This is a genomic window from Paenibacillus sp. FSL H8-0260 (assembly GCF_045040625.1).
In the GTDB taxonomy this organism is placed as follows: domain Bacteria; phylum Bacillota; class Bacilli; order Paenibacillales; family Paenibacillaceae; genus Paenibacillus_AQ; species Paenibacillus_AQ odorifer.
Map to the genome: position 1 here is coordinate 2,841,196 of NZ_CP150298.1, position 26,151 is coordinate 2,867,346.

At 46.4% G+C, this 26,151-nt stretch carries 21 protein-coding genes and 1 pseudogene; 20 read left to right on the forward strand and 2 right to left on the reverse strand.

What is annotated here, in order from left to right:
* Window positions 1-31 precede the first annotated feature (31 nt).
* From MHI51_RS12520 to MHI51_RS12555, 8 genes and pseudogenes are all read left to right on the forward strand, one after another.
* Window positions 32-1,744 (forward strand): DNA repair helicase XPB, encoded by a 1,713-nt coding sequence (locus MHI51_RS12520; RefSeq protein ID WP_405173914.1) that lies wholly within the window; start codon window positions 32-34, stop codon window positions 1,742-1,744.
* A complete protein-coding gene (locus MHI51_RS12525; protein ID WP_405173915.1) occupies window positions 1,741-3,666 on the forward strand; it encodes a helicase-associated domain-containing protein in 1,926 nt (641 codons plus the stop codon). Before MHI51_RS12520 ends, MHI51_RS12525 begins: the two co-directional genes overlap by 4 nt.
* A gap of 20 nt (window positions 3,667-3,686) precedes the next feature.
* Complete coding sequence (locus MHI51_RS12530; protein WP_076129134.1) at window positions 3,687-4,124, forward strand: YlbF family regulator; 438 nt, start codon at window positions 3,687-3,689, stop codon at window positions 4,122-4,124.
* Window positions 4,125-4,164: 40 nt separating this feature from the next.
* Window positions 4,165-4,428, forward strand: a complete 264-nt coding sequence (locus tag MHI51_RS12535; RefSeq protein WP_036686170.1) for a YlbG family protein — start codon at window positions 4,165-4,167, stop codon at window positions 4,426-4,428.
* Window positions 4,429-4,592: 164 nt separating this feature from the next.
* Window positions 4,593-5,030: a hypothetical protein gene (locus tag MHI51_RS12540; RefSeq protein ID WP_076129159.1), complete on the forward strand. Its 438-nt coding sequence runs from the start codon at window positions 4,593-4,595 to the stop codon at window positions 5,028-5,030.
* Window positions 5,031-5,190: 160 nt separating this feature from the next.
* Window positions 5,191-6,090 carry a selenium metabolism-associated LysR family transcriptional regulator gene (locus MHI51_RS12545; RefSeq protein ID WP_076129135.1) on the forward strand — a complete coding sequence of 300 codons (900 nt, stop codon included), beginning with the start codon at window positions 5,191-5,193 and terminating at the stop codon, window positions 6,088-6,090.
* A 23-nt stretch (window positions 6,091-6,113) separates the two neighbouring features.
* Window positions 6,114-6,566: pseudogene (locus tag MHI51_RS12550) on the forward strand (GNAT family N-acetyltransferase); the annotation flags it as partial.
* 72 nt (window positions 6,567-6,638) lie between these two features.
* Window positions 6,639-7,526, forward strand: a complete 888-nt coding sequence (locus MHI51_RS12555) for a PHP domain-containing protein (protein ID WP_076129160.1) — start codon at window positions 6,639-6,641, stop codon at window positions 7,524-7,526.
* Between the two features lie 87 nt (window positions 7,527-7,613).
* On the opposite strand, the gene MHI51_RS12560 is transcribed toward MHI51_RS12555, so the two are convergent.
* A complete protein-coding gene (locus tag MHI51_RS12560; RefSeq protein WP_076275861.1) occupies window positions 7,614-9,503 on the reverse strand; it encodes an NFACT family protein in 1,890 nt (629 codons plus the stop codon).
* A 291-nt stretch (window positions 9,504-9,794) separates the two neighbouring features.
* Between MHI51_RS12560 and MHI51_RS12565 the strand changes: the two genes are divergently transcribed.
* From MHI51_RS12565 to MHI51_RS12585, 5 genes are all read left to right on the forward strand, one after another.
* Window positions 9,795-12,611: a calcium-translocating P-type ATPase, SERCA-type gene (locus tag MHI51_RS12565; RefSeq protein ID WP_076189874.1), complete on the forward strand. Its 2,817-nt coding sequence runs from the start codon at window positions 9,795-9,797 to the stop codon at window positions 12,609-12,611.
* 137 nt (window positions 12,612-12,748) lie between these two features.
* Window positions 12,749-13,585 carry a diaminopimelate epimerase gene (dapF, locus tag MHI51_RS12570; RefSeq protein ID WP_076275860.1) on the forward strand — a complete coding sequence of 279 codons (837 nt, stop codon included), beginning with the start codon at window positions 12,749-12,751 and terminating at the stop codon, window positions 13,583-13,585.
* A gap of 146 nt (window positions 13,586-13,731) precedes the next feature.
* Window positions 13,732-15,393, forward strand: a complete 1,662-nt coding sequence (locus MHI51_RS12575) for a spore germination protein (RefSeq protein ID WP_076183382.1) — start codon at window positions 13,732-13,734, stop codon at window positions 15,391-15,393.
* Window positions 15,311-16,597 carry a Ger(x)C family spore germination protein gene (locus tag MHI51_RS12580; protein WP_405173916.1) on the forward strand — a complete coding sequence of 429 codons (1,287 nt, stop codon included), beginning with the start codon at window positions 15,311-15,313 and terminating at the stop codon, window positions 16,595-16,597. The genes MHI51_RS12575 and MHI51_RS12580 overlap by 83 nt, the downstream gene beginning before the upstream one ends.
* Window positions 16,598-16,619: 22 nt before the next feature.
* Window positions 16,620-17,720, forward strand: a complete 1,101-nt coding sequence (locus tag MHI51_RS12585) for a GerAB/ArcD/ProY family transporter (protein ID WP_405173917.1) — start codon at window positions 16,620-16,622, stop codon at window positions 17,718-17,720.
* On the opposite strand, the gene MHI51_RS12590 is transcribed toward MHI51_RS12585, so the two are convergent.
* Window positions 17,693-17,950, reverse strand: a complete 258-nt coding sequence (locus tag MHI51_RS12590) for a hypothetical protein (RefSeq protein ID WP_076275858.1) — start codon at window positions 17,948-17,950, stop codon at window positions 17,693-17,695. The genes MHI51_RS12585 and MHI51_RS12590 overlap by 28 nt on opposite strands.
* A gap of 185 nt (window positions 17,951-18,135) precedes the next feature.
* On the opposite strand from MHI51_RS12590, the gene MHI51_RS12595 reads away from it, so the two are divergent.
* The 7 genes from MHI51_RS12595 (at window position 18,136) to priA (ending at window position 26,069) form a co-directional block, all read left to right on the forward strand.
* Window positions 18,136-20,004 (forward strand): bifunctional homocysteine S-methyltransferase/methylenetetrahydrofolate reductase, encoded by a 1,869-nt coding sequence (locus MHI51_RS12595; protein WP_405173918.1) that lies wholly within the window; start codon window positions 18,136-18,138, stop codon window positions 20,002-20,004.
* A 38-nt stretch (window positions 20,005-20,042) separates the two neighbouring features.
* Complete coding sequence (locus MHI51_RS12600; RefSeq protein ID WP_036686185.1) at window positions 20,043-20,936, forward strand: YicC/YloC family endoribonuclease; 894 nt, start codon at window positions 20,043-20,045, stop codon at window positions 20,934-20,936.
* Window positions 20,937-20,984: 48 nt separating this feature from the next.
* Entirely contained in the window at window positions 20,985-21,245 is a 261-nt protein-coding gene (gene remA, locus MHI51_RS12605; protein ID WP_006209218.1) for an extracellular matrix/biofilm regulator RemA, read from the forward strand.
* Between the two features lie 19 nt (window positions 21,246-21,264).
* A complete protein-coding gene (gmk, locus tag MHI51_RS12610) occupies window positions 21,265-21,834 on the forward strand; it encodes a guanylate kinase (RefSeq protein ID WP_076129144.1) in 570 nt (189 codons plus the stop codon).
* A 51-nt stretch (window positions 21,835-21,885) separates the two neighbouring features.
* Entirely contained in the window at window positions 21,886-22,086 is a 201-nt protein-coding gene (gene rpoZ, locus MHI51_RS12615) for a DNA-directed RNA polymerase subunit omega (RefSeq protein WP_036686188.1), read from the forward strand.
* Between the two features lie 216 nt (window positions 22,087-22,302).
* Window positions 22,303-23,538, forward strand: coding sequence for a bifunctional phosphopantothenoylcysteine decarboxylase/phosphopantothenate--cysteine ligase CoaBC (coaBC, locus tag MHI51_RS12620; RefSeq protein WP_076183392.1), 1,236 nt, complete (start codon window positions 22,303-22,305; stop codon window positions 23,536-23,538).
* Window positions 23,538-26,069, forward strand: coding sequence for a primosomal protein N' (gene priA / locus MHI51_RS12625; protein WP_076275857.1), 2,532 nt, complete (start codon window positions 23,538-23,540; stop codon window positions 26,067-26,069). The genes coaBC and priA overlap by 1 nt, the downstream gene beginning before the upstream one ends.
* The last annotated feature ends 82 nt before the right edge of the window (window positions 26,070-26,151 follow it).

Here is a 26,151-nt window from a genome sequence, read left to right on the forward strand (position 1 = left end):
TAAATCACTTGAACACTAGGGAGGAAAAGCTATGAATGGATCAGGAGCTTGCATCGTACGCAGGGACCGGACAATTTTACTGGAATGTGCTCATCCGGATTTTGAGGTGGCAAGGAAAAAGCTAGGGACCTTCGCGGAGCTGATAAAAAGTCCTCCTGCTTACCATACCTACCGAATTACCCCTTTATCTCTTTGGAATGCAGCTGCGCTTAATTATACTGCTGAGGAGATTATCACTAGCCTGCATCACCTTGCACGCTGGGGTGTTCCCACAGGACTGGAGGAGGAAATTGAAACTCTTTTGTCCAGATATGGAAAGCTGACTCTTCATGGCCAAGAGACTCAGAATGAGGTCATTATGTTAAGAACGGATGCTCCTGAGCTTTTGAATGAGTTGAGTGATGTACAAGGTCTAAAAGCGTTGGGTCTACTGAGAATAAATCCTCTGGAATGCTCGTGCCCTGCGGAGAATAGAGGGCTTTTGAAACAAGAGCTGATGAGATTGGGGTATCCAGTTCTCGACTACGCCGGATATCATGAAGGGCAAGCGCTTAGCTTGACCTGGAAGGAGAATCTCGATACCTGCAAGGCTGATTCGGCAAACGATTCATTTGGCTTACGTGAATATCAGCAGGAGGCCGTTCAGCTGTTTCAAGGGACAGAAGGACAAGGGGGAAGCGGTGTGGTGGTGCTGCCTTGTGGCGCAGGGAAGACAATTGTAGGAGTAGCAGTACTTGAAAGTCTCCAATGTGAAACCCTGATTTTAACTTCAAATACAACGTCCGTAAGGCAATGGATGGATGAATTGCTGGAGCGAACAGATTTGGCTGGAGAGGCAGTAGGTGAATATTCGGGTGAAAAAAGAGAAGTGCGGCCAGTTACCATTGCCACCTATCAAATATTAACGCATCGTTCGTCCAAAGACGGTCCGTTTCTTCATATGAAGCTGTTTAACGAACGCAATTGGGGCTTGATTATATATGATGAGGTTCACCTGCTTCCAGCGCCTGTATTTCGGGCTACAGCAGACATTCAGGCTACACGTCGACTGGGGCTTACAGCCACTTTGGTTAGAGAAGACGGGAAGGAAGGGGATGTGTTCTCTTTAATCGGACCGAAACGCTACGATTTGCCTTGGAAGGAGCTGGAGCAGCAGGGCTGGATCGCTGAAGTGGAATGTGTAGAGATCATTGTGCCGATGAATCCGGAGCTTAAACAAGAATATATGTATGCGGCGGCAAAAGAAAAATTTCGTATGGCTTCCTGCAATCCTGCCAAAGCTGAAATTGTAGCCAAGCTTCTAAAGGTCCATACAGGTTCTTCGGTGCTGGTTATTGGACAATATCTCGACCAGTTAAGTGAACTGGCTGACAGGATCGGGGCGCCTTTAATTACCGGCAAAACGAAGCAGCGTGAAAGAGACGAGCTATATGCGGCTTTTAATGAGGGAGATATACAGGTACTGGTGGTGTCAAAAGTAGCGAATTTCGCGGTGAATTTACCTGACGCGTCAATTGCTATTGAAGTCTCGGGAGCTTATGGATCACGGCAGGAGGAAGCCCAGCGACTAGGTCGAATCCTCCGTCCCAAAGCGGGGGAGAATAAAGCCTATTTCTATACACTGGTATCTGAAGATAGCCGGGAACAGGATTTCGCTTTGCGCCGCCGGATGTTTTTGACTGAGCAGGGCTATGAATATGTCGTTAAAAAGATGCCGAGTGGAGAGGAGCGAACCATCCATTGAACCATCTGTCTACAGAAGCATTAGAGGTCTTAAAGCGATTATGTGCAGCTTATGCTGCCCAGCCGTTTGAGGAAGGGAAGGAAGAACGATTGCGCCCTGTGGCGCTTTGTCGTGCTGAGCAAAAGCTTGCAATGAACGAATTGCGCCGCGAGGGGCTGTTAACTGCAAGGCATAAAATATTAGGCGAAAAGCTGTACCAGATTCCTGTTGATCAGCTGCCGGCAATTGAACAAGAATTTTTCCCGTATCAGCCGCAATTCATTGCCGGGCATTTAGTGAGTCTTACCATGGAAGCAAGAGCCGGACTGGCGATAGATTTGTTTCGGGCTTTGCTGTTCACCGCTTGGGAAGGGTTGCCGCTGACAGCCAAGGGGATTATTCATAAAAAGCATCTAAACCGCTTAGCGGGCCAGCTTTCTTTTGGGGAGGAGCATTTGCAAGGGCTCTCCGTAGGTTCTCTTTTAGAGGAACAGAAAACACTTTCTGTCATAGCGACGGTGGATATTCTGCTGTGTCTTGGACTTATTCGCAGGCAGAGTGCCGGATACACGCTTGATCTGGAGCTGTTGGATCGTTGGCTGCAGCTTCCTGAAGCGACGATGAGTGACATTCTTTATGGGATTGTAATTAATCGCTCTGGAAGCGTGGGCCCAGCCGATCAACATTTTCGTTATATAATTTCTAATGCAGATTTTATCCCCGGGAAATGGATAATGCTGCCCGCACTATTAGACTGGATGATGGCTTCTAATCTCACAGGTAACGTTGCCCGTAATGAGCTTGAGAAGTCAAGCTTGAACTGGTTACGTTGTTTAACAGGCTTTGGCTGGTGTGAACTGGGAGAAACCGCTGAGGGCATGTTGTGTTTTCGCTGGACCGCTGCTAAGCCAATGCTATCTGCTGAGAGGGGATCATTCGCTGCTGTTGGGTCTGGAGATACACAGGAACAGTTTATTGTGCAGCCGGATTTCGAGGTACTGGTTCCACCGGAGGTCCCCTTTTCTGTACGATGGACACTGGCTGGCTGCGCTGAGCTCCAGCAAAGTGATACGATATGGAGCTTCCGGCTGACGAAAGAGAGGTTGGAACTTGCAGCTGAGCGTGGAATGTCACCGAATGACATCATCTCCTGGATAAGCGAGCATGCTCTGGGCGGGCTTCCTTCGGTGGTTCAAATGTCCCTTGAGCAATGGGCAAAAAGCATTGGCCGTACTTCACTATCGCAAGTAATTCTCTTGACCTGTCAGACGGAAGCCGATGGAGCTGCTATCGCAGCTCACCCGCGTTTACAGGAGAATCTTGAACGTATCGGTCCTTTACATTTCATAGTGGACCCGGAATATATGGAACAGATACGAAAAGAACTGTACTCCGCGGGGCTAGCGCCTTCCAGAATCATTGGAGGACAAGGGGAGGATCCAAACGTAGGGTGGAGTTGGTTTCCACATGAAACAGGAAACCCCGAGGCAACGTATGTTCTTCCAGAGCTGAATGTAGAACTAGGATTGCTGTCCAAAGGGAATCCTTTTCTTAACCTGCCGGTTATTGCTCCTGAACAAGAGGAGGAGATTCTCTTCGGTGGAGAAAATGTACCGCAGATCTGGAGCAAAGAATGGCGGCATTATCATAGCTCGACTGCACAAAAGGTGATGGAGCAAGGGTTAAGATGGGGAGTCAAAGTGCGTTTTGCACTAAAAGATCAGATGTTAGATTTTATCCCTTCCCGCATAAGCGGAAATCCATGGAGAGTTTCCGGACAGCTGCTCTATCACGATGGTGAAACGGTTGAAGATATAGAGCTCACTCCGGAAGACTGGAAGGAAATGAAGTTAGTTATTCCCAAAGGACGAAGAAATTCCTCTTCTGCTCAAGCGAGTGATTATGGTATGATAGAAAAGTCTACTGAATCGGTAGATCATTAACGAAGAAAAGAGCTGAGTTCATGAGCGTAGCTGAAATAAATACGGTCGATATGGCTGAAGTGCTGACATACGCCTATGAATTAGGCGATATGATTAATCAATCCGCCGAGGTGTCGGATTACTTATACTGGAAAGGACGGGTTGATACGAACCCCGAAATTCAGGCCATGGTCAAACGACTTCAGACTAAGAAGGAGTTGTTTGAAGAAACACAGCGATTCGGACATTTCCACCCGAATTATCATTCAGCAAAGGATGAGGTTTCGGCAGTAGAAGCGGAACTGGAGCGGTTCGAAGAAGTTGTTCGTTTCAAGCTGGCAGAGAAGACCCTTGACGACATTCTGCATTCCATGTCGGAAGCGATTGCTTTTTCAGTATCCGATAGCATTAAAGTACCAAGTAATGATCCTTCCCCTAAAGGTGGATGCGGCAGCGGGGGAAAATGCTCCTGCGGATAAGCTTCCCTTAGGATTTAGAGAGAGAAAGGCGGTTTAGCTTATGTTTGCGGAACGGACAGGATACATCATTTGGGTAAGTGACGTTAAAGCGGCACGTAACCTTGAGAAATACGGAACATTACATTATGTTTCTCGGAAAATGCATTATGCAGTTATGTATGTAAATGCAGAACGGGCTGAGGAAGTTATGAAGAATGTCCGCAGACTCTCCTATGTGCGAAAGATTGAAAGATCTTATCGTAACGAAATTAAGACAGAGTATACTAGTAATGGACCGGACAAGTCCCGTAATTACAGTATGTGATTCCAGGAGATAAACAGGCGCTTAAACAGCGCCTGTTTTTTTTATGCTTATTTACAAAAAAACGCCATTACTCTCGACGGTAGAAACTTGTACAACTTTCGGCAATGAGGTAAGATGACAACATTAAGTGCATACTAAGACCCTTATGGTGGAGTGTGATGATGATGCGCAACAAGGGGACGGATTGGCCCAGCACTTATGAGCCCTTCCACATCATGCTGAACGATTACAGGGTCGCCGATATCGTTATAACCAATCATGCGAAGAGCCGTTATATGGATCGCATCAGCAATGGTGCAAGCAATGCCGAAGAGGTCGCTGCATGGATGTGGCAGTGCCTAATGCAGAATCGGATCAAGCCCTTTTCAAGCAGTGATTATAACGCATATTTAATTGACGATGACTCTGTAGTAATCGCTGAGTTTACGGAATTGACAGGTGAGAGAGATCTCTCAGGCCAGCCATTATATTCTATGATCATCGTTTCGTTTCTTGGGAGAATCTCGGAGATGCCACAGTTGAGAGATTTAAAGACCTATTTTTCACTGCTGCGTAATTCTCACCGCACAAAGCTGTCGAAGAAGAAACGAAGACGCAAATAGTCTATAAAGAAACGGGTAAGAGGCATGCGGCGAGTCTGCATGTCCTTTTTAAAAATATAAGAATTTATATACTGCACGATTATAATATTCTTAAGTTTCTACGAGAAACGATTGTCGTCTTTAAAGGACGTTCTTTTTGTAATATAAGGAGTTGCGAAGCATGAACTTTCATCAGCTGCATATTTTTTATACGGTCTCCGAGCGGGGAAGCTTCTCGGCGGCGGCGCAGACTTTACATATGACTCAACCAGCTGTGACCATGCAGGTACAGGCACTGGAGGATTATTTTGGCACCAAATTGTTTAACCGTTCCACCAAAAAAATCGTACTCTCCGAAGCAGGGCACACCCTGATGCCATACGCGCTGCGCAGTATTCAGCTGATGCGTGAGACGGATCAAGCGATGTCAGCATTCACACATATGCTGGAGGGGCGGCTGCAGCTTGGGGCGAGTCTTACGATAGGAGAATACGTGCTGCCACGGCTGTTAGGCCCTTTCGGAAAGCAATATCCTAACATTTCTATTATGATGAAAGTGATGAACACCTCGCAAATTATGGAGGAAATCCTCAAGCATCAACTGAATTTTGGTTTAATTGAAGCCCCGGTCACACATCCGGACATGGAGATCGAGCCCGTGATGGGAGATGAGCTGAAGTTGATCGTGCCACATGATCATCCACTTGCGGAGCAGCAAGAGGTTACCTTGGAGCAAGTGCTTCAGCATCCTTTTGTATTGCGTGAGCAGGGCTCAGGAACGCGGCGTGTGATGGAGGAGCAGCTGTTCTCCAAGGGACTTGATCCGGGAACTATGAAGATCGTGATGGAGCTTGGAAGTACGGGAGCTGTGAAATCAGCGGTGGAAGCAGGTCTTGGCATAACGATCATATCGACCTCTTCGGTTAAGCATGAAGTTGCGCTGGGACTGTTGAAAATTGTGAATATCTCCGATGCCTCTTTTAAAAGACAATTCTACGCCATTCATCTAAAATCAACACTGCTGCCAATTTCTGCAGTAACCTTCCTGACTTATTTGCGTGAGCATTCGAATCAAATCTGATAGTTAAAGCGGGGGATATTACAATGTCAATTGTTCTACGTGGAGAAAAGCTAGTATTGCGCGATATTACAGAGGCTGATTTTCAGAAGCTTTATTATCACTATCATGAAGCTGAAGACCGTGAACACTTGAAATGGGATGGTCCCTATAAATCTTTGACACATCAAAGATTCGAAAAGTTTACCGAGGACTACATAGGTCATTTGGCGTTAGTTGAGACGGAAACCCCGCGTAACCTGTTGATCATAGAAATAGACGGCAAGGTAAAGGGGAAAGTAGGGCGCTACTGGATATCGCAAGAAACCAACTGGATGGAGATTGGTATAGTAATCTTTGATTCTAGTTATTGGTCAGGTGGTTACGGTACGGAAGCGTTTAAGATGTGGATAGATTATTTATTTAATTCTCTTGATACAGTCCGTCTTGGAATAGGCACCTGGTCAGGGAATAAAAGAATGATCGGGTTGGCAGCGAAATGTGGCATGGTGGAGGAAGCTCGCGTCCGTAAAGCACGAATCGTGCGAGGAGAATACTATGATGCCATAAAAATGGGGATTCTGCGGGAAGAGTGGGAGAATGCAGGTAACCTATCCGCTAAGGATGTATGCGACCTCCATACCCATACTCAAGCCTCTGACGGCATGCAGCCGCCAGCGGAGAATGTACGGCTTGCTAAGGAGAAGGGGCTAAGCGCTGTTGCCATTACGGATCATGATACAGTAGCTGGCGTGAAGGAAGCCTGTGAAGCAGGAGAGAAGTACGGAATAACCGTTGTGCCTGGTGTTGAGATCAGTACGCGTGCTGGTGGCAAAGACATTCATGTGCTGGGCTATTATGTTGATCCTGAGAATGAACAATTTCTCTCACGTTTGGAAGGGCTAAGAGATACCCGGGCACTTAGGAATGAAGCGATAATTACCAAGCTGCAAGACCTTGGGATTGCGATTACCTTGGAACAGGTTATAGCGGGGATCGGGCGGGAATTGAAGCCTGATGAAAGCATCGGCCGGCCACATATTGCCGACGAGCTGGTTCGGCTTGGGGCAGCTACCGATATGAGAGATGCCTTCAACAAGTATTTGGCCGAGGGTGCAGCGGCCTATGTGTCACCTCCCAGAATCACACCGGAGGAAGCTTGCGAGTGGATCATTGAGGCAGGAGGGTCTCCAGTATTAGCCCACCCGGGCTTGTACGGGGATGACCTTCTGGTGCGAGATATTCTGGAGCAAGGCGCTTTTAAAGGGATTGAGGTCTATCACTCTGATCATGGACCTGCGGAAGAAGAACGTTATCAAGTTATGGCTGAGGATTATAATCTGTTAATAACCGGAGGTTCTGACTTTCATGGTGCCCGTCAAGGCGTAATTTTTCACGGGGATATCGGCAGTGTTACGGTTTCTACAGAAGTACTGAAGTTTTTAAACAAGAAGGCATGAAATTAGTCGATTTGCGGAGCAAATTATAAAAACCTCCAGCCTTAGATGTTCAACATCTGCAGCTGGAGGTTTCTTTATATCTAGTAGTTAGCTTCTCAAAGTATTTGGAAGACTCTTAATTCTTTCCTCATTAGGTGTGACGAACAGTGTCTTTTGATGATCATAGATTACAAATCCCGGCTTGGAACCGCTTGGCTTACGTACATAGCGGATCAATGTACAGTCCACAGGCACACTGCTGGACTGTTTGGCTTGGCTGAAATAAGCGGCAAGCTGAGCGGCTTCTTCTAGCGTTGCATCTCCAAATTGCTCACTTCTGATGACCACGTGTGATCCGGGGATGTCCTTGGTATGCAGCCAAGTATCATTCGGAGAAGCCAGCCGATTGGTGACGTATTCGTTCTGCAAATTATTTTTGCCGACATAAATATCGATTCCTTCTGAAGAGGTGAAGACCTGTAATGTGGGTCTGGTGGCCTTTTTCTTCTTTTTACCCTTTTTGCTCCGGTCACGCAGATAACCTTGGCTTACAAGCTCGTCGCGGATCTCCTCAATGTCGTTGAGGGAAGCGTGGGCAAGTTGCTGCAGCAGACTCTCCATATACAAAATTTCCTCATGCGTCTTCAAAAGCTGTTCATTAATAACAAGCAGGCTGTTTTTATATTTGTTGTATTTTTTGAAATAACGTTGTGCATTGTCCGAAGGATTTAATAACGGATCGAGCGGAACCACCATTTCCGCCTGATTTTCATCATAATAATTGACCAAGGAGGCTTCTTTATCCCCTTTAGATACCGCGTGTAATGAAGCGAAAAGCAACTCACCCCAAATGCGGTAACGATCAGCATCCTGAGCTTCGTCGAGATCCTTCTGCAAATTAGCGAGTTTTTTAACGTTTTTGCTCCGTTCATTGCTGAGGAAACGGATCAAATCACTCACCCGTTGCTTTACAGTATCGCGCTCGGCTTTATCTCCGTAATAATCCTCCATACATTCACTGATGGAGTTGTAATGTTTCGCACTCTCACCCAGAAGTGTTAAGGGGATTGCAGAAAAAATCATTTTACCTTTTGCGTTTGCACCTGCAACAGGAGAAAACTCGTTATCGCATACGGGTCCCATTACGGAATGGAAGGCAACCCATAATTTTGTTGGAAACGCTGCTTCGGTTTCTGTAACTTCGCCTTTATCCAAGGTGTTTCTCAGACGAAGAGCAATTTCACCAGCAATCAGCGGGCTCATTCCGCTGAAAGCGTGTACCATCCAGCCCACCGGGTCAGCTGAGGGAGATGGACCGCCAGAGCCGTCAGGTTTTTGCTCTACTGCTTCTTTTGTGATCAGATTAGCAAGCTCTCCCTCAATGATTTCTTCTGGCTCAGCTTCCTCCTCAACATTCTCTATCAGCGCAGCTTCTTCAGCAGCGGAGATTAAATTGAGAAATTGCTCCTGGCCGATTTCCAAAGGGTTCAGCTTATGCTGCTGAGGCGGCTCTGTGTAGGCGATGCCGGGCATCACAATCCGATAGCTGCTAATCGATGGAGTTACATGATGAATGCCGTCTATGATCGTTCCAGAGCTGAGATCAGTAAGAATGATGTTACTGTGCCGACCCATGAGCTCTATGATGATCTTTTTGGCAAATACGTCACCAAGCTCATCTCTAGTCTTGACGTTTATGTGAATAATTCGTTCCATGCCTACCTGCGTAATGCTTTCAATGGTCCCTCCCTCACAATGCTTCCGCATAAGCATGCAGAACATGGGGGCTTCCGAAGGATTAATGCTGTTTCTTTCGGTAAAATGCACCCGAGGATACGTAGGATTAGCAGAGAGCAGCAGCTTGCCGCCGCCACCTGCGCCGCGCAGGTTAAAAATTAAATCGTGATTGTTCGGTTGATATATTTTTCCTATACGTGCACCTATGAATGATTGCAATTCGTGCACGATAGCTTTGGTAACAATGCCGTCTAATGCCATGATAAAGCTCTCCTGTCGCCGTGAAATGAATTTCTTAAATATAAGAAAGTAAAAGTTTCACACAATACTTTATTTCTTATATTTCTCGCTCAAACGCCTACCTGTCCTTATAAGGACGCCAAAGACGTTTATGCTTACCTCTCTATGATGCCATACTTTAGGACATTCGCGCAAAAGGGGAATTGGATAGGGGTGATATTATTGGACGACCTTGAATACATTTGTCATGAACAGGTGGAAAAGCTGTGCGCCGCCGGAAGTAAAGAAACGACCGGGAGGGAAAGAAAAGTCATGGAACAAAACAGTTGGCACCGTCTCGGTGCAGAAGAGCTGCAGAAAATGTTCAATGTCCAGCCAAGGACGGGCCTCAGTGATGAGGAAGCCGCGGAGAGACGAAAGGAGAACGGGTACAACGAGCTGTCGGAAGGAAAGACAGTATCTCCGTTTACCCTGCTGTTGAACCAGTTCAAGGATTTCATGGTGCTTGTGCTCATGGGTGCAACGCTTGTATCCGGGTTGCTAGGCGAATACTTGGATGCCATCACGATCATCGCGATTATCCTACTGAATGGAGCGCTTGGATTTGTTCAGGAGTTTCGCGCCGAACGTTCGCTCAGAGCTTTAAAGCAGCTCTCCGCACCTTCTGCGAAAGTGCTACGTGGAGGGAATAGCGAGATTATCCCAGCCAAGCTGTTGGTGCCAGGCGATATTGTCTTGCTGGAGAGTGGTGATCGGATTCCTGCTGATGTACGTTGGTTGGAATGCAGTGCTCTATATGTGGAAGAATCCGCACTTACTGGGGAATCATTGCCTGTCTCGAAGCATTCGGAAGCGATCCGTGCAGAAGAGATTCCGCTTGGTGATCAGAAGAATTTAGGCTTCATGGGCACTATGGTAACCAGAGGAACAGGGAGAGCTGTTGTAATCCGTACCGGTATGAATACGGAAATGGGTAAGATAGCAGATCTAATCCAGAATACGGATTCTCAGGAAACACCTTTGCAGCACCGGCTTGAGCAACTAGGAAAGATTCTGATCTACGTATCTCTGGGATTGACAATTGTAGTTGTGGCAGCAGGTATTCTGCATGGACAGCCTGCCACCTCCATGTTCTTGGCTGGTGTGAGCTTGGCAGTTGCCGCGATTCCGGAAGGGCTCCCCGCTATTGTAACTATTGCGCTTGCGCTAGGTGTGCAGCGGATGATCAAACGCAAAGCTATCGTTCGTAAATTGCCGTCAGTGGAAACGCTGGGCTGTGCCTCGGTAATCTGTTCAGACAAGACAGGAACTTTAACGCAGAATAAAATGACGGTGACCCGATTATGGACGGGTGGACGTGGTCTTGAGGTAACAGGCGAAGGGTATGCTCCAAATGGACAGGTTCTGGAGAAAGGTAAAGCAGTGGATCTAAAACATGATCAAAGCTTACGGCGGATGTTGCAGGTCGGCGCATTATGCAGCAACGCGGAAATCATCGAGACCTTCCAGTCTGAAGTGCGAGGCAAACGCAAAGGGAAGGATAAGGATGCTATTCTTGAAAAGTCTGCAGACAACACTTCCGTTTGGGAACTGAAAGGCGACCCGACTGAAGGAGCACTCGTGGCACTGTCAGGAAAGATGGGTCTGACCGCTCAGACGCTTGCTGTAACCTACACTCGTGAACAGGAATTTCCGTTTGATTCTGAACGGAAGCTGATGTCTGTGATCGTAGGCCATCCTGGAGGACGGATGGTATGTACAAAAGGTGCGCCCGATGTACTGCTCAATCGCTGCTCATACATGCTTTGGGAGGGCGGTGTTGTGCCTTGTACGCCGACTTTGCGGCAAAAGGTGCTTGATGCCAATGAGCAGATGGCTTCTGGAGCCCTTCGTGTGCTAGGTATGGCTTACCGGGATATGCGTCCAAATGAACATGTGAATAGTGAAAAGGATGCGGAGAATCAATTAGTCTTTATTGGTTTGGCTGGAATGATTGATCCGCCACGTCGTGAAGTCCGCGATGCCATCAGCGTCACACGCCGGGCCGGGATTAAGACGGTTATGATTACCGGTGACCATGGAACAACTGCCGAGGCTATTGCTCACCAGCTGGGAATTTTGCAGCGTGGTGGAACGGTGCTGACAGGTGCTCAGTTAACCCGGATGGATGATGATGAGCTGGATAAGGTATCGGACAATGTGTATGTATTCGCCCGCGTATCTCCAGAGCATAAGCTTCGGATCGTTAAATCGCTACAACGTCATGGTCACGTAGTGGCTATGACCGGAGATGGAGTGAATGACGCTCCAGCCATTAAGGCTGCGGATATCGGAATAGCCATGGGTATCACAGGCACAGATGTGACCAAAGAAGCATCATCACTTGTTCTCGGAGATGATAACTTCTCTACGATCGTTGCAGCCATCGAAGAAGGCAGAAACATCTATGAGAATATTCGTAAATTCATTCGTTATTTGTTGGCATCCAATGTAGGAGAAATTCTGACAATGTTCTTTGCCATGATGCTCGCTCTGCCATTGCCACTCGTTCCCATTCAAATCCTTTGGGTCAATCTGGTGACAGACGGACTGCCAGCGATGGCCCTTGGCGTGGATCAGCCCGAGAAGGATTTGATGGAGCATAAACCGCGTGGTGCGAAAGAGAATATTTTTGCCCGCCGCTTAGGCTGGAAAATTATAAGCCGTGGACTCTTAATTGGCTTATGTACGCTAGGAGCATTTTGGCTAACTTTACGTATAGCACCAGAGAATCCTGCACAATTGATTCGCGCACAGTCGGTGGCTTTTGCGACACTCGTTATGGCACAGTTGATCCACGTCTTCGATTGCCGCAGCTCGCGCTCAGTGTTCCACCGCAATCCGTTCCAGAATAAGTATCTAGTGCTTGCCGTATTGTCATCAGTCTTACTGATGCTGGCCGTAATGTACGTGCCTGTGCTCCAGCCTGTCTTCAAAACAGTGCCGCTCAATTTCCGCGAATGGTGTCTGGTGTTTGTAACAGCGGGGATCCCAACCTTCTTGATGGGTGCCGGCAGTGTTTGGGGCGGCAAACGTAATCGGGGGCGCAGCGGCAGTACGATGATAAAAAGTACAAAAATTTCAGCATAAAGTCAATACTAATGCTCCATTCCTAAAGGTATACTTGTTGCAGTTAACCGCTCATATGCTTGCGAAATGCTAAATTACACAGAACCTTAAGCTTAAGCGAATGCTAACATAACATAACCTTTAGGAGTGGACTTTTAATGGAATTTACAAAAATGCACGGCCTCGGTAATGACTTCATCGTTGTTTTCGGTGAGCAAGAGCTGCCAAGTAATGCAGCGGAGCTTGCTGTAACCCTATGCAACCGGTTCTTTGGAATCGGTGCTGACGGACTGGTATATATCCTTCCTTCTGAGCGTGGCGATTTCATGATGCGTATTATGAATTCTGATGGTTCGGAGGCGGAGCAGTGCGGAAATGCTATTCGCTGTGTCTCTAAATATGTATATGACCACGGACTGGTAAGCTCAGAGCAGATTGTAATAGAAACGATTGGTGCCGGAGAACAAAAGGTTACATTAAACGTGAAAGACGGTGTTGTGGAGACTGTAACCGTAGATATGGGCGAACCTGTATTGTCCGGTCTGCAAATTCCAGTATCTATTGATGCAGAGCCAGTGCTCTCTCAGCCGATTGAAGCGGACGGAACCGAATTTACGTTCACAGCGGTATCCATGGGAAATCCTCATTGCGTGATTTACGTAGAAGATGCAGTGAATTTTGGTCTTGCCACATGGGGACCTAAGCTTGAGGTACATCCTTTGTTCCCGAGAAAGGTGAACGTTGAATTCGCAACGGTGCTTGATCGGGGTAGAGTGGATATGCGCGTATGGGAACGTGGAGCAGGACCTACGCTTGCCTGTGGCACAGGAGCTTGTGCAACCCTTGTCTCCTCTGTGCTGAACGATCTTACAGACCGGGCAGCTTGGATTAGTCTAAAGGGCGGCGATCTCTATATTGAATGGAATGAAGAGGATAATCATGTGTATATGACTGGGCCTGCTGAGGTCGTATTCACGGGCAGTGTAGCAATATAAAAAAATAACAAAAAGGGCAGTCCAAGAGCGCATTCTTGGACTGCCTTTTTTGTGTTTCTAACCTGATGTGACTTTAAGCAGCCGAATAATGGAAGGAGTAACCGAGAATAATACTACAATGTTTATGAAAAAAGGAGGGGAGCTTGTTGAACATCAACGGGTTAACTAAAAGAAATAAATCCGGTAAGGGACAGCAAGCAGACCCGGCGGGTTCAGGTTCTGGAGCCAGATTAACCATTCATCTGGAGCAGACACTAAACAATATCATTACCGAGCTGGGAGATAGTCCGGATCTTAGAATCCGCCAGGTAAAGCTTGGTGAGCAATCCTTTGTTGAGGCTGCTGCGGTACATCTTAATGGTCTAGCTAAGACAGAAACCGTTAATCAATTTGTAATGGGTTCATTGCTCTCCATAACAGATGAGATGCTTAAGGAAAGTAATACTGCAGCAAATAATCTGAATGACCTCATTTTAAACCGTGCCCTGGAAATAGGTGAAGCGCAGCTGCAGGAGGATTGGAACGAGGTGCTGCTCGGAATTCTTTCTGGGAAGACACTGATTCTCATTGAAGGTTATGACAGTGGCATCATGTGTGAGACTGAAGGAGGGGAAGCTCGTTCTGTCACTGAACCCTCCACTCAGCTAGTTGTGCGTGGTCCAAAGGATAGCTTTGTTGAATCTTTGGCTACGAATGTCTCATTAATACGCAGAAGAATAAGATCACCCAAACTAAGACTCGAGCATGTGAAGATCGGGGCGGTAACTCAGACCGATGTGGTTTTTATGTACATCAAGGATACTGCGGACGAGAAGCTGGTTGAAGAAGTTAGAAAACGGCTGCAGCAGATTAATGTAGATGCCATCATGGAATCCGGTTATATCGAAGAGCTGATTCAGGATAAGACCTTTACCCCTTTTCCAACGATCAATAACAGCGAGCGGCCAGACGTGGCTGCAACGAATCTGTTAGAAGGGAGGGTAGTGATTGTCGTTGATGGCACCCCCTTTGTATTGATTTTGCCTGCGGTTTTCACTCTTTTTTTTCAGTCAGCTTCGGATTATGCGCAAAGGTTCGATATTGCTATTCTGATGCGAATTATTCGGTATATCAGTTTTATTGTGCTTATTCTAGGGCCTTCCGTGTATATAGCTTTGACGACGTTTCATTATGAGATGATCCCTACGACTTTGCTGATCAACCTGTTATCGCAACGGGAAAATGTGCCTTTCCCCGCTTTTGTCGAAGCTATTCTAATGGAAGGTGCGTTTGAAATCATCCGGGAAGCGGGAGTAAGAATGCCGCGTGCAGTTGGGCAGACCGTATCTGTAGTAGGTGCTCTGATTCTTGGTCAGGCTGTGGTAGAGGCTGGAATTATTACGCCCGTTATGGTGATTGTGGTCGCGTTGACCGGGATTGCGAGCTTTGCCATTCCAGCGTATAACATGGCGATTGCGGGCAGAATTATCCGCTTTGGTTTTTTGATATTGGCTGGTATGTTTGGTTTTTACGGGATTACACTGGGTTTAATCGTACTGGTTGCACATATGAACAGTCTGCGGACTTTTGGCGTTCCTTATTTGTCTCCAATCGTGCCTTTGTCATCCAGAGGTCAGAAGGATGCCGTCTTAAGGCTGCCTTTGTGGGCGCTTGGCACAGCAGAACCAGCTCCTGCTACTGCGCAGCAAGGGAACATTTCAGAAGGGAAGGAGATCACAGCCGGACATGAACAGAACCTATCTCCAAAAATTCTTGATAAGACTAAAGGGACACAACCGCATAAGAAAGGAAAGCAAGATTCTGAGTAAATGCAATTTTTTCTTAGCAGGACTTTTACCTTGCGTATTGATCTGTCTTAGTCTCACAGGCTGCTGGGATAGTGTGGAATTAAACAGAAGAGCCATCGTTTCCGGTGTGTCCATAGATAGAGGACCTACAGAAGAAGAGAAATACGTAGTATCCTTTCAGGTTATCGTTGCTGACGAAATCTCTGGGAAGAACGCTAGAGGGACTTCACCTGTTTCGGTATATAAAGGTAGCGGCCGCTCTATGTTTGAAGCATTAGCCAATGCCTCGCGTCAGACTGCACGTTTTTTGTCTTTAGGACATATTCGGGTGGTCATCATTTCCGAGAAGTTCGCGCAAGAAGGCATCAAGGATATCATGGATGTGCTGGAAAGGGAAAGTGAAACCCGGCTGACAAGCCTGATTTTTATTTCCAAGGGACAGCCTGCTAGTGAATGTATGACGACTATGACCGTGTTCGGAAGAATTCCATCCAACGATTTGGTGGAAAAGCTGCAGACGACCTCCAAGCAATTCGGATATAACTATCGGATGGAAGTGGATGATATTATCCGGGGGATACAGGTTCCTGGTGGAGGGCCAGTGATCAATGGCGTGCTAGTGACTGGAGATTTGGAGCAGAGGGAAAGTAATGATAATTTAAAAAAAATAAGACCGGAGGCCATAATAAAAGTTACGGGTCTTGCAGCTTTTAAAGAAGACAAGCTTAAAGGGTGGCTGCAAGGGGAGGAGGCGATCGGTACCGTTCTGCTTAAGAATAAAATCTCTCAGATGCCGGTACTGGTCTCGATAGGTGAGAATGATTATATATCGTTTAATGTGTATTTATCACAGGTACATATCCACGCTGATGCGAAAGACATAGAGCATCCTATCTTCACGATTAACGTCACTCAGCAGGCTGGATTAAAGGAATCGCCCAATGGCTTGGATCTAACAGATCCAACGGTGTTAAATAATCTTTCGAAGCTTTTGGAAAAGAATATTAAAGAACAGATTCGCGCTGCCATAACAACTGCCCGTTCGTTAAAAAGTGATTATCTAGGTTTTGGTGAAGCAGCAGCAAGAGCTAATCCACGTGGCTGGAAACAAGTAAAAGATCATTGGGACCGTATATTTGAAACCTGCCAGATTAATATCAATACGGATGCTGTGATCAGGCATACGGATATGCGGAGTGATTCCTTTCAGTCCAAGTATAAGTAATGACGATAAAGGAGGAGCAGCTATGGGAAAAATAAAAATAGGACTACTCCAATTTTTCACGTTGACTTTGTTGTTTGAACTTGGAACAGCACTGGTAGTGAATCTTGGGATGGAGTCTGGTAAGGATGCGTGGATATCCATACTGCTCGGAAATTTGATCGGTTTGATTATTTTTTCGGGGTACACTTATTTATACAGAAAGTTTCCGGATCTCCCCTTAACGGCATATACCCGCAAGCTGCTGGGAAGATCCTTAGGTACGGTGATTTCCGTTCTCTACATTATTCTTTTTCTCAATTTAGCGGGTCGTGATTTACGGGATGGCAGTTCCATGCTGGTTATGGCTACTATGCACCGCACACCGTTGTTTATCATATCTACATTGATGATCTTATCTTCTGCGTATGTTTTGCATAAAGGAGTAGAGGTGTTATCCCGAACTTCATTGGTATTCGCAACTCTCGTAATGCTGATAGGTATATTTTGCTCGATCATGCTGATGTTATCGGGCTCCATTAATTTGAATCGATTGCTTCCTGTTTTTGAGAATGGGTTCCAGCCTGTGATCGAATCTGTCATTCGCCAGAACTATATGTTCCCTTTTGGTGAAATGATTTGTTTTACCATGCTAATGCCCTATCTGAACAATGCTAAAAAAGGTCCTTGGGTCATCGGAGCAGGGATATTTGTTTCAGGTTTGCTCTTAAGTCTGACTATGATGCTGAATATCTCCGTGCTGGGCACAGATATTGTGAAACGTTCACCCCTACCTCTGATGCCCACGATTAGCAAGATTTCAATCTCCGATTTTATTCAACGGGTGGATATTCTAGTTGTTATGGTGCTGATTATCGGCGTTTTTTTCAAAATGTCAGTGTTTTTTGCGGCCGCACTTATAGGGATTTCCGAATTGTTCAAGATTCCTTACCGGAGAATGGTCTATCCCTGTGCTCTGATCATTCTGTTCAGCTCGATGTTGAACGCGCGGAGCTTTACTGAACATATTAATGAGGGCGGGAGATTGTTATATACGATTTTCCCCTTCTTTATGGTGTTGATCCCTGTAATTCTTGTCATTGTTGCGGCGATAAGAAGTCATCTTTCCCCGCCACGTTCTGGTTGATGTCCTGTCTTCCAGTAGTAGATATCGGGGATGAACAAGCAGAGCAGCAAAATAAAAGCCGTTGCTTTCTCAGAGGCGGTATAGAATAGATAATTAAGGATATAGCCGACGTTACCCAGCCCATAGCCATACAGCCAATCTAGCAAATAAATATACAATAAACAGAGAATGGCTAGCAGTAAAGTTACAGCGTATTTTCGGATCAGAAACTTTCTTGTTTTTTTCTTCAAAGTATTCTCTCCTTTATGGAAATATCAGCATTAACGTTAGTATGAAGCTTTTTATAGATGAACATGCATGGTGGATATTTTGGTCTAAATGCATTTCTTTTGGAAAGCTTATCATCCATACCGATTTATGTTACATTAGTATGAAACTAAAGTTAGAAACTAATGTGGCAGGGGAGGATCTTGTTGTGAAGCCGGATTTACGTTCCGCATGGGGAAATAAAGTATTAGTCGGAGACGGAGCGATGGGGACCTACTTATATCAGAAGGGTTTCCCGGTCGGCATTTCCTATGAAGAATTAAATTTGACCTCTCCGGGGGTAATTGAAGATGTTCACCGCAGCTATATTGAGGCAGGGGCAGTGCTGCTGGAAAGCAACACCTTCTCGGCGAACTATGACAGGCTGTCCAAATATGGTCTAGAATCCAAGGTTGAGGAAATTAATCGAGCCGGGGTTAGAATCGCTCGCCGGGCTGCTGGAGATCATGGGTATGTTTTAGGAGCTGTAGGATCTATTCGTGCGGGCAAACGTGCGAATCTCTCTTGCACAGAGCTGAAAAAATATTTTACACAGCAGATTGCTGCATTGTTAGAAGAGGACGTAGATGGCATTATGCTGGAAACCTTCTACGATGTTGAGGAACTGCATTTAGCTCTAAGAACACTCCGCAAGATCAGCTCGCTTCCTGTAGTTTGCCAATTAGCTGTCGATGAAACAGCACGCACATTAGATGGATTAACTTTGCCAGAAGCTTTTCGTATTCTGGAAGGCGATGGCGCTGATGTTATCGGATTTAACTGTAACACGGGCCCGAACGGAATGAAGCGAGCGCTCAAAGCTGTACAAGGGAATCTGGTTCTGCCAGCCTCTGTGTATCCAAACGCGGGTGTAGCGGATTATGTAGACGGAGAATACCGGTACGGGGCTTCACCAGAATATTTTGGGCAAATGGCGCAGACTTTTGCGGAGATGGGCTGCCGGATAATCGGTGGTTGCTGTGGTACAACTCCGCAGCATATCGCAGAAATCTCGTCTGCACTGAAGAATTATGTACCGCAACCGCTTCCTAAATCGTTGCCACCTACTGTGGAGCGTGTATCGCTGCAAGATAATTTTGGCGATGATGATAGAGAGGGTAGAGAGCCGAACCTGGTTGATCTGGTAAAGGAACGACATACGGTTATTGTTGAGCTTGATCCACCGCGCGAATTGGATATCGCAAAGTTTATGCAGGGCGCAGAAGCGCTTAGAAGAGCAGGCGCGGATGCGTTGACACTCGCCGACAACTCTCTGGCTGTTACACGGATGAGCAATATGGCTTTGGGGCATTTGGTGCACGCTAAAACTGGACTTCGTCCGCTAGTGCATATTGCTTGCCGGGATCGTAATTTGATTGGTACTCAATCCCATTTGATGGGTTTTGATGCGCTTGGAATTGATCATGTGCTGGCCGTAACAGGTGATCCTGCGAAATTTGGAGATCTTCCCGGCTCAAGCTCGGTTTATGATTTAACCTCTTTTGAGATTATTAGAATGATCAAGCAGCTGAATGACGGGATTTCCTTCTCAGGTAAACCTTTGAAACAGAAAGCGAATTTTGTAATCGGAGCTGCATTTAACCCGAATGTTAAACATTTGGATAAGGCAGTGCAACGTCTGGAGAAGAAAATTGCCTCTGGTGCCGATTATATTATGACCCAGCCTGTCTATGATCAGGAACTTATCGTGAAGATAGCTGAGGCAACAGCACATCTGGAAATTCCCGTATTCATTGGGGTTATGCCACTGGCAAGCGGACGTAATGCAGAGTTTCTACATAATGAGGTTCCCGGTATTCAGCTTACGGACGATGTCCGCAACCGCATGAAGGGACTTGAAGGGGAAGCTGGAAGAGCAGAAGGTGTCGCTATCGCTAAGGAACTGTTAGATGTTGCTACTGCCCATTTTAATGGGATCTATCTGATGACTCCGTTCATGTTCTACGATATGAGCACACAGCTAATGGAGTATGTGTGGGAGAAATCAGGACGCAAATTGTCCCCCTTGTTTCGCTAGTAATAATCAATTACAATAGTGTAATGGATGTGATTCCGTTGTCATTTAGCATGACCGGATACGGTCAATCGTCCCTGCAATTCGGCGGCTACAAGATTATGTTCGAAGTGAAATCGGTGAATCACCGGTACTGCGAAGTTGTACTGCGGATGCCCCGGGATTGGACGGGTTATGAGGATGTGTTGAGAAGAAAGGTTCAACAGCACATCAAACGGGGAAGAATAGATGTTACCATCAATAGAGAGCACGATGAGTCGACTGTTAGACCGGTTCTGAATCACTCTGCTGTAATGACCTATCTAAAGGCAGCAGAGCAGCTTAAGAACGAATATGGTTTGACGGGTGAGTTGACTTTACGTGATATACTTTCTATACCCGGTATTATGGACAGCAAAGACGAGGCTGCGGGTGCCGTGTCTGCGACATTAGAAGACTACTCCGAAGTATTGGAGGCGGGACTTGAGCAGTGTTTGCAGTCTCTGCTGGAGATGCGCGCCCGTGAAGGCAGTTATCTAGCCGCAGATATTGAACAGCGCCTGAACCATCTTGAGAACATGCATGCTGAAATGGTTGAACTTGCACCTGTCGTAATCATTGAATATCGAGAGAAACTTCGACATCGATTGAATGAACTAAATGATGGGACGTTCGCTTTTGATGAGCATAAATTCGGGATGGAGATCGCTATTTTTGCAGATCGCTGTAATATTGATGAAGAGTTGACCCGGTTGTATAGTCATTTCGAGCAATGCAGAGCCCTCCTGAAGGGGAAAGGACCGGTAGGACGCAAACTGGATTTTCTCATTCAGGAGATGAACCGTGAGACGAATACAATCGGATCGAAATGCAATCATCTAACTCTCGTGGGTCTTGTGCTAGATATGAAAGCAGAACTGGAGAAGATTCGAGAACAAGCTGCGAACATAGAGTAATCGGGAATAGGTAATAGCATAGAACTTTATGGGGGGAACTACCGGAACATGGCAATCAAACTTATTAACATTGGCTTTGGAAATATTGTGTCTGCCAACCGCATTATTTCTATCGTCAGTCCGGAATCTGCACCAATCAAACGTATTATCCAGGAGGCACGTGATCGGCATATGTTGATCGACGCCACCTATGGCCGACGGACTCGTGCCGTAATCATTACAGATAGTGATCATGTCATCCTATCGGCTGTACAGCCGGAGACTGTGGCGCATCGCTTATCCAGTAAAGATGACGACAACGACGAATAACAACTAAATGGAGTGTATTATGTCAAAAGGATTGCTCATCATATTATCCGGACCTTCCGGCGTAGGTAAAGGTACTGTTTGTACAGCACTACGTCCGAAGATGCCCGAACTTGTCTACTCAGTTTCTGCTACTACTCGCAGTCCGCGTGCGGGTGAGGAAGATGGCGTCAACTATTTTTTCAAAAGCAAAGATGAATTTATGGCAATGATCGAAGCCGATCAATTGCTTGAATACGCGGAGTACGTAGGTAATTATTACGGTACTCCACGTGATTTTGTGGAGAGAACTCTCAATAGCGGCAAAGACATTATTCTCGAAATTGAGGTTCAAGGCGCTCTCAAAGTTAAAGAGAAATTTCCTGAAGGGATTTTTGTGTTCCTTCTTCCTCCATCCATGGACGAGTTGAAGGACCGCATTCGCGGACGGGGTACTGAGCATCCAGATGTGATCGATCACCGCATGACTGTAGCGGAGGATGAGATCAACTTAATGCAGCATTATGATTATGCTGTAGTGAATGATGAGATTGATCTGGCTTGTAAGAGAATAGAAAGCATTATTATCGCCGAACATTGTAAAGTCAGATAATTTAAGCTGAAGGTCAAATGTATTAACAGTAAACTATGAAGAGGTGTCCCAGTGCTATATCCATCCATTGATGAAATGATGACTAAGGTTGACAGTAAGTATTCGCTCGTTGTCGCTGCTGCACGTCGTGCTAGACAATTGCGTGAGGGTGGCAAGACAGATGTGAAGAATCCTAGATCGCATAAATTTGTTGGTGTTGCTCTTGAGGAAATTTACGAAGATCGCATTACTCTAACCCGCGGTGAAGAGTAGTCTCAAGCATAAGTAATAATGACCTATTGTAGAAACGGATGCCGCCTATTTGTTTTGAGGCGCTGCCGTTTCTTCTTGGGTTATGGAGCATTTACGGGTCTTAAATTTATGATGAAAGCCCAGAACCGGGCTCTTTATGACAACCGGAAGGTTGTTATTTTTTTCTCGTCGTAAAGATAGCCATTCGTTGTAAGAGTAGGGAACAGGGGGGAGATCATGTTGAAGAGCTTGAAGGGGAAGACTATTTTACTTGGAATCACAGGAGGAATTGCTGCTTATAAAGCGGCGTCCTTGACCAGTAAGCTTGTCCAAAAAGGTGCCGAGGTCCATGTCATTATGACAGCTTCGGCGAAGCAGTTCATTACAGAATTAACTCTACAGTCACTATCGAAGCAACGAGTATACAGCGATACATTCCAGGAGAGAGATCCATCCTCCATTTCACATATTGATCTGGCAGATGCTGCGGATCTTGTGCTGGTAGCACCCGCGACCGCAAATATGATTGCCAAAATGGCGCACGGGATCGCCGATGATATGTTATCTACAACGCTGCTAGCTACTACGGCTCCTATTATGGTTGCACCAGCTATGAATGTTCATATGTATCAGCATCCAGCTGTACTTAATAATTTGAATATTCTCGCTAGTCGGGGCATTCAATTTATTGAGCCTGGTGAAGGACTGCTGGCATGTGGATACGTTGGCAAAGGTCGGCTAGAAGAGCCAGAGGCTATTGTGAGTGTGGTTGAGAATTTTTTTGCACATCAAGCAAGCGTCGCATCCAAACCTCTTGTGGGTAAAAAAATCGTCATCACAGCGGGTGGAACGGTAGAACGCATTGATCCAGTACGTTATATCTCCAATGATTCATCAGGTAAAATGGGCTTCGCATTAGCACGTGCTGCGCGCGCAATGGGAGCTGAGGTAACGTTGATTGCTGCGCGTACAGATGAGGCTCCTCCACAGGATCCAGAGATTTCAGTCATTCGTGTTCAATCTGCACAGGAAATGTATGAAGCAGTTACCGCACAGTGGGACAGCTGCGACATTATGATCAAGGCGGCGGCTGTTTCGGATTACCGTCCGAAGCATAGTGAGCCTTCTAAGATTAAAAAAAGCGGAGAGACGATGACACTTGAGCTTGTGAAGACAACGGATATTCTGGAAACACTCGGTAAGAACAAAAACAAGCAGTTTTTGGTTGGCTTTGCTGCGGAAACGGGCAATACGGAATTTTATGCTAAGGACAAGCTGGTCCGCAAAAACTGCGATCTCATCGTTGCTAACAATGTAGCGGCTGCAGGAGCCGGATTTGGAGCGGATACGAATATCGTTTCGATATATGATGTGAATGGATTGGTGCTTGAATTGCCACAATTGTCGAAGGATGAGGTTGCTCGTCGTTTGCTGACGCTCGTGGCAGAGCGAATTACTGGAGCTTCATTATAATGGATATCGCCAAGGTCATTGTGGATGTGCCTGTACGCAGCACTGACCGGCCATTTGATTATAGTATTCCAGAATCCCTGAAATTATGGATTGAAGTGGGCAGTCGGGTAGCCGTTCCGTTTGGGCACCGGACAGTCCAAGGTTTTGTAGTTTCTTTAGAATCAGGCGAGACCCTAGTGAATCCTAGCCTGAAGCCAATCCAAGAAGTGTTGGATCTGCTCCCGCCTTTATCGCCTGAATTAGTTGAGCTTGCGGACTGGATGAGTAAAAGATATGCCTGTAGACGAATTTCAGCACTGCAGGCGATGTTGCCCACCGCTCTAAAAGGGAAGGCAGAACGGCTGATTTCACTTGGAGATGTGCAGGAAGAGACAGCATTTCCAGAGGATGAATTGTTCCCAATGTTTGCGGACACAGGGGATGAGGAACGGCTAATCACAGAATTTATTGGACGTAGTGGCGAAGTTTCCATGAAGCAGCTTACTCGTGCATTTCCTGAGGCTGCTGAGACGGTGAAGTTCATGCTGCGGCGTGGAGTACTTATAGAGAGTCAATCCATTAAGGATAAAATGGGCAAGAAAAAGCTCAAGGCAGTCGATCTGGCGATAGGTGTCACTGCTGCCCGTGAGGCTTTGAACAAATTTCCGAAAAAATCAGCACGCCAGAAGGAAGTTCTGAGCTTTTTAGTTGATATGGAAGCTACACTCCCCATGGCCCTTAAAGAAGTTTTGTCTGCACTCCAAGTAACGGCAAGTACTGTAAAGGCCTTGGAGGAAAAAGGATTTATCGAGATCAGTGAAATTGAAGTCTATCGCGATCCTTATCAAGGGCGAGATTTTAAACCTACCGCACCTCTACCGCTCACAGCGGAACAAGAGGTCGTATATACAAGGATTTCTCGAACCGTAGAAGAGCAGCTTCACGAAGTATTTCTGCTTCATGGCGTTACGGGTAGTGGTAAGACAGAGATCTATTTGCAGTGTATTAAACGTTGTTTAGATCAGGGTAGACAGGCTGTTGTTCTTGTTCCAGAGATTGCTTTAACGCCACAAATGGTGGAGCGGTTTAAGGGACGGTTCGGCAGCGGGGTCGCGGTTATGCATAGCCGGCTGTCTGTTGGTGAGCGATACGATGAGTGGCGTAAAATCCGTGAAGGAAAGGCCACAGTCGCTGTAGGCGCAAGATCGGCCGTGTTTGCTCCTTTCTCCAACTTAGGGCTGATTATTATGGATGAAGAACATGAGACCTCTTATAAACAGGAGGAGAATCCGAAATATCATGCCCGTGATGCTGCTATTCGTAGAGCAGAGCAGTGTGGGGCAGCTGTGATTCTTGGATCTGCCACGCCTTCGCTGGAAAGCTATCATGCTGCAAGATCGCAGAGTGATATTCATTTTTCACCGGTACTGCTGGAGATGCCTACCCGTGCGCTTGGAAATGAACTTCCAAAGGTGAATGTAGTAGACATGCGGGAAGAGCTTAAAGAAGGCAACCGTTCGATGTTCAGCCGAAAGCTTCATTCAGCACTGGAAGAGAGGCTGGAACGCGGAGAACAGACGGTGCTGCTGCTTAATCGTAGAGGTTTCTCAACCTTTGTCATGTGTCGTAGCTGTGGTTACGTAGCCGGTTGTCCGGAATGTGATATCTCACTAACATATCATAGCCGTAGTGACAATTTGCGTTGTCATTATTGTGGCCATGCTGAACCAGCACCTAAGCTTTGTCCGGAGTGTGGGAGTGAGCATATCCGGTTTTTCGGAACGGGTACACAGCGGGTGGAAGAAGAGCTTGGCAAGCTGTTCCCAGGCATACGAGTGATTCGTATGGATGTGGACACAACAACAGAAAAAGGCTCACATGAGAAGCTGCTGAACCAATTCCGGGACAAAAAAGCGGATGTTCTCCTGGGGACTCAGATGGTAGCAAAGGGACTGGATTTTCCAGATGTCACTCTTGTTGGTGTAATCACAGCAGATTCAGCGTTGAACCTGCCCGATTTTCGCGCAGCAGAGAAGACATTCCAATTGCTTACACAAGTTGCAGGCAGAGCAGGCCGGCATCAGCTTCCAGGCGAAGTGGTCGTTCAGTCCTATACGCCAGAGCATTATTCCATTATTCATGCCAGCGGACATGACTATCTCTCTTTTGTACGTGAAGAGCTGAAGCATCGTAGAGGCCTCCATTATCCGCCGTATTGCAGACTCATCCTGGTCACATTGTCTCATGAACAGCTGCCGCTTCTACTGCGGATGGCAGAGAATTATGCTCTGAATCTTCAAGGAAAAGCCAGACAGCTAAGATGGTATGGAAGTCTCGATAAGCTAACCAGTGATGTGTTAGATCTGTTGGGTCCTGTGGCTTCACCTATCCCTCGATTAAAGGGTAGATATAGATTCCAGTGTATGATAAAATGGCGCGGCGCCATCGATGTAATTGGACTTGTCCGCCAAGTGGCTGAAGAGTTAGAGGATTCTGTACGGGATACTGGTCTTCAGATCAGCATTGATGTGGATCCGCAGATGTTGATGTAAATCCGTATCATGTTACAATGTAAAAAAAGAGCTTTATCAATTGACTTTAAATATAGAAATGTTCAGAACGGGAAGGTGTTTT